The 1,462-nt window shown below is 41.9% G+C and carries 2 protein-coding genes; one reads left to right on the top strand and one right to left on the bottom strand.

What is annotated here, in order from left to right:
* Positions 1-857, top strand: an 857-nt coding sequence (locus CK510_RS30300; protein WP_245912528.1) for a nitrate ABC transporter ATP-binding protein, incomplete at its 5' end; no start/stop codon positions are given.
* Between the two features lie 328 nt (positions 858-1,185).
* Here CK510_RS30300 and CK510_RS32210 read toward each other — a convergent pair.
* On the bottom strand, positions 1,186-1,326 hold the full coding sequence (locus tag CK510_RS32210; RefSeq protein WP_158225001.1) for a hypothetical protein: 141 nt from the start codon (positions 1,324-1,326) through the stop codon (positions 1,186-1,188).
* Between the last annotated feature and the right edge of the window lie 136 nt (positions 1,327-1,462).

Here is a 1,462-nt window from a genome sequence, read left to right on the forward strand (position 1 = left end):
CTTTCAAAACTTCTGACGCTGCTAGAGATAGATTAGGCAAACCCCTTGCTACCGCAGCAGCAGGTCGAAATCCATATTTGGAAATTAAAGACGTTTCTAAGATTTATCCGACTAAGAATGGACCATTCACCGTACTTGATGGGGTTAATCTTAATGTTTATCAAGGGGAATTTCTTTGCGTAATTGGTCACTCTGGTTGTGGTAAATCGACTTTGTTAAATATGGTGTCGGGTTTTAATTTCCCCACCACTGGACAAGTATTGCTGGAAGGACAACCCATCACCAAACCGGGTCCCGATCGCATGGTAGTATTCCAAAGTTATGCTTTGTTACCTTGGCAAACTGCGTTTGAAAATATTTACTTGGCTATAAATGCCGTATATCCCGAAAAACCGGAAGCTGAGAAAAGAGCGATGGTGCGTGATAGTCTGGCAATGGTGGGATTGAGTGACGCAATGGATAAGAAACCTCCCCAAATGTCGGGTGGTATGCGTCAGCGTGTTTCTATTGCCCGTGCGCTGTCGATTCGTCCCAAGGTGTTGATTTTGGATGAACCTTTTGGTGCTTTGGATGCGATTACTAAGGAAGAATTACAAGAGGAATTGTTGAAGATTTGGGGTGATAACCGTTGTACGGTGTTAATGATTACCCACGATATTGACGAAGCCCTGTTTTTGGCTGACAAGTTGGTGATGATGACCAATGGACCACATGCGAAAATTGGTGAAGTTATGGAAATTCCTTTTGACAGACCTAGAGATAGAACTAGGATTATGGAAGACCCACAATATTATAAGTTACGTAACTATGCTTTGGATTTCCTTTTCAATCGTTTTGCTCACGACGATGTAGGTTAAGTCATGTCTGCTTAAAAAATATCTGGGGGATTTTTGAGTAAAGCTATAAATCCCCACAACACCAATTTAAACTTTCAAATTTAAACTTTCAAAGGGTAATTTATAAAAGGAGCCGAATAACGTATTTACCTTGATGCACAACATAGTCCCTTTGTACAGTGCAGAAGTCCTAAAAGTAATTAATATAGGGAGAACCTTAAGAAATAAACCAAGGTAGAATTATAAGTGTTTTCAACAATCCAATATTGGTTTTAGAGAACTCCACAGAAAGAAATGCCCAATGTCATTCTGTAGCTTGCTTCCCGCAGGGTGGAACGTACGCGCTACTCTACGAGAAGACGAAGCGTCTACCGCGTTGCCGCAGGGTAGAATCTCGCGTAGATTCTACCCTAGCTAGCCCTAAGAGGGCGGCTACGCCAACGGAACGCGAAACGCGAACGGGAAGTCTTTCGCCTACGTTCCTCAGCATGACAACACAGGATCATTCATTTTGTGGCTTACTCTTAACTATGTTTTCTTGCGTTAGTGGTAAGCTAAAAAGCACCTAAATTATATATTAGGGCAGGCAGGGATGCCCACCCCACAATAATTATAATAATTTGGAT

Origin of the sequence: Brunnivagina elsteri CCALA 953 (assembly GCF_002289455.1) — a bacterium.
Classification (GTDB): Bacteria; Cyanobacteriota; Cyanobacteriia; order Cyanobacteriales; family Nostocaceae; genus Brunnivagina; species Brunnivagina elsteri.